General features: G+C 67.2%; 6 protein-coding genes and 1 pseudogene. 3 read left to right on the top strand and 4 right to left on the bottom strand.

Annotated features, from left to right (window positions below):
* Positions 1–189: pseudogene (locus tag ACFWP5_RS51435) on the bottom strand (hypothetical protein); the annotation flags it as partial.
* A gap of 439 nt (positions 190–628) precedes the next feature.
* Here ACFWP5_RS51435 and aspS point away from each other — a divergent pair.
* Positions 629–1951: an aspartate--tRNA(Asn) ligase gene (gene aspS, locus ACFWP5_RS51430; protein ID WP_384174050.1), complete on the top strand. Its 1323-nt coding sequence runs from the start codon at positions 629–631 to the stop codon at positions 1949–1951.
* 69 nt (positions 1952–2020) lie between these two features.
* Here the strand turns inward: aspS and ACFWP5_RS51425 are convergent, their stop codons facing one another.
* Positions 2021–2728, bottom strand: coding sequence for a restriction endonuclease (locus ACFWP5_RS51425; RefSeq protein WP_384174047.1), 708 nt, complete (start codon positions 2726–2728; stop codon positions 2021–2023).
* Between the two features lie 346 nt (positions 2729–3074).
* On the opposite strand from ACFWP5_RS51425, the gene ACFWP5_RS51420 reads away from it, so the two are divergent.
* Positions 3075–3530, top strand: coding sequence for an NUDIX domain-containing protein (locus ACFWP5_RS51420; RefSeq protein WP_384174044.1), 456 nt, complete (start codon positions 3075–3077; stop codon positions 3528–3530).
* 33 nt (positions 3531–3563) lie between these two features.
* Here the strand turns inward: ACFWP5_RS51420 and ACFWP5_RS51415 are convergent, their stop codons facing one another.
* Together ACFWP5_RS51415 and ACFWP5_RS51410 are read right to left on the bottom strand one after the other, a co-directional pair.
* Positions 3564–4418 carry a hypothetical protein gene (locus tag ACFWP5_RS51415; RefSeq protein ID WP_384174042.1) on the bottom strand — a complete coding sequence of 285 codons (855 nt, stop codon included), beginning with the start codon at positions 4416–4418 and terminating at the stop codon, positions 3564–3566.
* Between the two features lie 41 nt (positions 4419–4459).
* Entirely contained in the window at positions 4460–5443 is a 984-nt protein-coding gene (locus ACFWP5_RS51410) for a phosphotransferase family protein (RefSeq protein ID WP_384174039.1), read from the bottom strand.
* A gap of 205 nt (positions 5444–5648) precedes the next feature.
* Here ACFWP5_RS51410 and ACFWP5_RS51405 point away from each other — a divergent pair, with 205 nt between their 5' ends.
* Positions 5649–6050 (top strand): hypothetical protein, encoded by a 402-nt coding sequence (locus ACFWP5_RS51405; protein WP_384174036.1) that lies wholly within the window; start codon positions 5649–5651, stop codon positions 6048–6050.
* Positions 6051–6201 lie beyond the last annotated feature (151 nt).

Here is a 6201-nt window from a genome sequence, read left to right as displayed (position 1 = left end):
CTCCAGATCGCCGTGCGGCGGCGACTGTTTCCCACGGAACAGATCCAGCGCCCACCCGGCCGCGACGCAGGGCGCACCGACCCCGTCCAACCGCTCCGCGACTTGTTCCGGACGCAAGGCGTCCGCCCAGCGGGCCTCCAGTTCGTCCGCATCAAGCACAGCGCCGCCGGGCGGCAGGGATTCGATCATCGGCAAACATTACTGCCGCAACCCGACCCGGGTAGGGCTTTTTATAGGCACCGGATCCACGCCCGCTAGCAGGACGGATACGACTTCATCGTATGAGTCGCTCTGGCAGAGCAGCACCCGTCTGATTACTTGTTGCAGCCGCATTTGACGCCCTCCTATCCTGGGTTGCAACGCGTCGAAGGAGACGAGTAGCCGCGGGATCACGCGAGCAGAGAGAGCTGCCGGTAGCTGTGAAGGCGGTCTCGCGCCCTTTGGTGAAGACCCTCCTGAGCGCGGGGAGGAGCGGCCCCTGTGGCCTAATGCCCCGCCGGCTGGCCCCCGTCATCGGGCATGAATGAGGCCGCCGCTGTCTGGCGGTGGCAAAGGCGTGGTGGCACCGCGAGTACCCTTCTCGCCCACGCTCCCAAGGGATCATGACGACGCCCCTTGGAGGGCTGCGATGATCCACACGACTAGCCGTGTATTGGTCTCTGAGCTGCGGCAACACGTAGGTGAGACCGTTTCTGTCTCCGGCTGGGTGAACACGCTCCGGCTGCAGGCCAGGATGCAGTTCATGGTCGTACGCGACCACACCGGCATGGTGCAGGTCACCCATCGCCGTGGCGGTGGGGACGACGAAACCGAGGCCGCCCTGGAAAGTCTGACCGCCGAGTCCGCGGTCCGCATCACCGGGCGGGTGGTCGACAACGTGATCGTGAAGCTCGGCGGCCTGGAGCTCATCCCCGCAAGCGTCGAGGTGCTGAACCGGGCTGAGACGCCGCTCCCGATCGACGAGCGGACCGGCATCGAGCACCGTCTGGACTGGCGGTTCCTCGACGTGCGGATCCGCCGCCAGGCACAGCTGCTGTTCGCGACGCAGACCGCCTTCGAGCGGGGCATGCGCGAGTACGCCTACAGCCAGGGCTGCACAGAGATGCACACCCCCAAGCTCATGGGTACGGCCTCGGAGTCCGGTGCCGAGGTATTCGAGCTCGGCTACTTCGGCCGCTCCGCCTACCTGGCGCAATCGCCGCAGTTCTTCAAGCAGATGGCGATCGCCGCCGGCATCGACAAGGTCTTCGAGATCGGCCCTGTGTTCCGCGCGGAGCCGTCGTTCACGTCCCGGCACGCGACGGAGTTCACCGGCGTGGACGTGGAACTGGCGTGGGTCACGGACGTCGAGGACGTCATGGGCTTCGAGGAGCGCATGCTCGCGTATGGCCTGGCCAAAGTCGCCGAGCGGCACGGTGAAGCGATCCGTGAGGTGTTCGGGGTCGAGGTGGCCGTACCTCGGGTGCCGTTCCCGCGCATCACCATGGCCGAGGCTCAGGAGATCTTGCGGGGCAAGGGCTGGGACCCGGAGGGGGTGAAGGAGGACCTGGACCCTGAGGGCGAGCGTGGCGTTGCGGCGCACGTCAAGGAGCAGACGGGCCACGAGTTCGTGTTCATCACGCACTACCCGACGGGCATCCGGCCCTTCTACCACATGCGCCCCGCGGACCGGCCGGACCTGACGCTGAGCTTCGACCTTCTGTGGAAGGGCCTGGAGATCACCACCGGTGCGCAGCGCGAGCACCGCTACGACGTGCTGGTCAAGCAGGCCGCCGAGAAGGGCATGAGCACCGAGCCGCTGCAGGACTATCTGAACGCCTTCCGCTACGGCTGCCCGCCGCATGGCGGTCTGGGTATGGGGCTGGGCCGGGTGCTGATGGTGATGCTCGGGCTGGACTCGATCCGTGAGGCCACGTTCTTGTTCCGCGGCCCGAACCGCTTGACCCCGTAGGCACGTTCACGCAGGAGTGAGGTGCCCGGGTGGCGGGGTAGTCAGGGACGCACCGCCGCCCGGGCAGTGTTATGCGGTGTCCGTCTCCGGCTTGCGGGTGGTGTTCGGCTTGCGGCGCGGTCCGTCACCGGCTCCGTTAAGTGGGAGCAGGGATTCCAGGGGTGCGCCGCTGTTCCAGGCGCCGAACAGGTCGCGGTTGACGGCGATGATGTCGTGCCGCACAGCGAGATCTCGGGCGGCTTTCCCGAACGGGCAGGTGGCGACGAACAGCGCCACATCCGCGTTGTGTTCGAGTTTCGCGGTGCCGACGAACTTCTGCATGTCCCCGCTGGGGACATACCGGTGGGGTGCGTAGTGCTTGACCTGGGCCACAAGGTGCCGGCCATCGGGAAGTGTGCCAACGACGTCTGCTCCGAGATCGCCTGATCCTCCGGTGACGGTGACGTTGGTGCACCCGTCGCGGCGGCACAGTTCGGCGACGTAGTGCTCGAAGTCTTGCCAGCTCATGGCGTCGATGGTGGCCATGGAGCGTTCGAGTTCCATGCGCCGGTTCTGCTCGCGCCAGGCGCGGTCCCCCGTCTGCTCCCGCCGGTGCGCCTTCCACAGCACCCATCCCAGGCCGGTGAGCGCGGTGGCGCACAGGATGGTGATCAGGAGCCAGGGTGACTGCCACAGCACGAACAGGACCGCCGCCACGACGATCGCCGCGAAACCGATGCGCTGCTTGGCTTCGCGGCGTCGTGTGGCCTTACTGCGGCGTCTCTTTTTCGCAGCCATCGCGCCCCCTGTTTCGTGATCTTCCGGTCAGTGTGGAAGCGGTCCGACAGGTGGCCAAGAGGGCCTTCTCGGCCACGTCAGTGGCGGACGTTCCGAAGGTCGGTCAGCTACGGCTGACGCTCATGCTGAGCGCGTCTGCTCGGCACCTGCCGTCAGCGGCGCGCTGCGTGGAGAAAGGCGACCAGCGGGAGTTCGTGCCGCGAAACGTCGAGGCGGACCAGGCGGCTTCTGAGGCACACTGACCGAGCCCACGCACTGGGCGTATCGCTCCCGTGCGTTGAGATCGTCTGGAGGAACGCGATTGACTGATTCCGGTCAGCCAGCGGCCCGGTGGAAGAGCGAACCGATGACGACGCGGCTCATCTCTGCCGTTCTCGTCACAGATCCTGACAGCGGCAGACTCCTCGTCCTGCGGCGGAGCAAGCATCTGGATTTCGCGCCCGGTGAGTGGGATGTGCCCAGCGGCAAGGGTGAACCCCGGGAACCGATCACCGCGACTGCGGTACGGGAATTGAAGGAGGAGACGGGCGTCGTGGTCGCTGAGGCGGACCTGCGTCTTGTCCACGTGGTCCATGGCTCCTGGGGAGCGGAGGTCCCGGGGATGTTCATGGCCCTGGTTTTCCACACCGATCGGTGGAGCGGTACTCCCCTCAACGCGGAGCCGCACAAGCACGACACCATCGCCTGGGTGCCTCCGGACGACCTTCCCCAACCCTTTACCCACACCACCCTGGTCGCCGTCAAACGGTACCTGGACGGGGGCCCGATCCTTTCGTTCGACGGCTGGCCAGAGGTGGGATGACGGTCAGTCCGGGCAGCTGCCGCAGGGCCGTCATCAAGAGGCGTGAAGCTCAGTAATGAGCCGTGCGGATTCCTTCCTGGCCGACTCGAGCCGGGGATCCTCGGGGTGCGCGTGCGGCCCTGCGACCTTCGCGCAGACGAACAATGCCATCAGCCGGCCGGACCTGCTCTCCAGGTCCGGCCGACGCTCGCTCCACACACGCTCCGCCAGGTCCGGGACGGCGAGGGAATGGCCCCATAAGGTTGCCGCGTCCAGCCCCCGGGGCGCCATGCCCCAGTCCTCCCAGTCGATCATGCAGAACTCCGGGCCAGTCACGTTCGCCCACGTCAGGTCGGCATGCGCCGGCCGCCACTCCTCCACCGTGGTGTCGGCCACCCCGGGAGAGACCTCCCCGAGGGTTGCCGTCACCAGCTCCTGGGTGATGGTTTCGGTGTCCGGTGTGGCGACGCGGGGTGCGGACTGGGCAGCGAGCGCGTCCAGCGAAGTGTTCAGCGCGGACCACCACGCATCCGGGAGACGAGGGTCTTCGATCACGAGAGCGGCTTGCCCAACCGGCGCGGCCTCGACCAGTGCCATCTCATCCGCCCGCCACATCACCGGCTCACCCGGCTCACGCCATGCGAACCCTGCGTACCACCAGGGCATGACGACCCCGCTCAGGACAGCAGCGGATTCGGGGCCGTTCCACCCCTGGGCGCCGATCCGGTCGAACCCCCGCCGCTCAATGCGCACCCATGTCCCGCGGTCCGTCCGCGCCCCGACAGTACGGCGCTTGCGCACCAGCGTCTCCCGGTCGAGGCTTACTTGCAGCGACCGCTCCACACGGTCCAGCACCCCGTCGACCGATTCCCTGCGTAGATCAACAGCACGAGGCACAGGCAGCGTCATACGCGGGACCGTAGCAAGCACGCGGAGACGGATCCCACCGGTCAGGTCAGACCGGCGAGCACCTCGGCCATCGCACCGTAGGTCTCGCCGACCGAGTCCTTGCCCAGTCTGTGGCGCTCAAGACGGATCGCGCCCAGGTGCCGGGCCTCGTAGACCCGCGCCCGCCACACCGCCGTGGGTGAGCGGTCCAGGGCGCCGTAGGACTCCCAGAACGCGGTCCGCTCGTCGTCCTTGGCCGTCGCCATACGGATGGTCCAGTCAGCGGAGCTGTCACCGAAGAGGCAGCGATCGAAGTCCAGCACGCCGGTGATCACCGGCTCGGGGGCTGCCGCGTCCAGCAGGGCGTTGACGGTCCACAAGTCCCCGGTCAGCAGACTGGGTTCGGTGACCTCATCCAGTACGGCGCTCTCATGCACGGCCACTGCGGCAACCTTCCGCACATCGGCTGCGTCCAGGCCGACGCTGTCAAGGTCGGCGGCGATCTCCTCCAGCGACGCGATCACCGCCTCGCTCCAGGTGGCGTACCCCGGGCCGTTGACAGGCCCGAAGCGCGGTCCCTGCACGTCGTGCACGGACCGGGAGATGCTGCCCAGCTGCTGGAAAAACGCCGACCAGACCGTACGGGGATAGCCGCTGAGGCGCTCAGGAGCCGGGACGCCACCGAGGAGACTCTGAACCATCCAGTCCCGGCCAATCACCTCGTGCGACCAGTCCGCTGCGATGACCCGCGGCATCAGCGGCGCGATCACCGAGAGGTAGGGCACGGACGCGTACTCGTTGCGCATCAGCTGCTGCTCGGACCGGAACTGCCGGGCGGGTTCCGGGGCGACCCGGAGGATCACCGGCCGCTCCTGTCCGGCCACTGTCACGCGATAGACGTTGTTGTACATACCCGTGCCCAGCTCAAAGGCGGAAGTGACCCGCGCATCGGCACCGTAGACGCGACGGAAGATCTGCTGGATCGCATCAGCAATCACCGACTGCTGGAACGTGCCGGAAGCGCGATTGATCGGCCGGAATTCCATACTGGCGTCTCCGAACTCGTCCGTGGGCAATCCCAACCACCCTGGGGCCGTTCTGCGGTTGATGCTAACGCCGTCGTCACGCTGCCAGTGAGCAGAGACGCGTGGAGCCCTGAGCGCTGAGACAGGTTGACAGATTGCATAACTGTTCTGGGAACAGCGCGTCGCCCAGCCCCTGATCCGGCTGGCCGACACCACCGGCAACGACGTGTTCATCGGCGTCGACGCCGATGTCTCCGACCTCTACACCGAGGAGCTCGCCGACGGCGCGCTGGCGTCCCCGCGCCCCGCGATCGTGTCCAACAACGCGCAGACCGTCCCCTACGGTGCGCTCAGCGCGGACGACAACCTGCTGCCCGGCATGGACGGCCCCCGCAACCGCAGGACCGGCATCGAGATCCTCCACGGCCTGCTGATCGACTACTGCCGGCCCCTCGGAGGGGTGACGGACGTCGCGTTGTGCGGCAACGGGTTCACCGCGCCACGCAGCCTGCACGGCCCGTTCCTCTACGCCGACCATCCCGCGCTCGCCGAAGGCTTCGACGTCTGCCGGCACATGTTCGGCGTTCCTGCAACGCCGCAACCCGTGGACGTCGTACGGCACGTGTAAGGCATGCGAGGAGATGCCCGCGTGCCTGATCCGACGAGAACGCCACCCCGGATCTCAGAGGGCGTTAAGTCCGTTTCTGGTAGCGGCCGCGTCCGGGTTGTTCGAGGAGTCCTTGGCGGACGAGTCGTCCCAGGCGGGAGCGGGTGACGTT

The organism is Streptomyces sp. NPDC058469 (genome assembly GCF_042721125.1).
In the GTDB taxonomy this organism is placed as follows: Bacteria; Actinomycetota; Actinomycetes; order Streptomycetales; family Streptomycetaceae; genus Streptomyces.
Note: the sequence above shows the minus strand (reverse complement) of the source record. Positions and strands in the feature narration are given on the sequence as shown.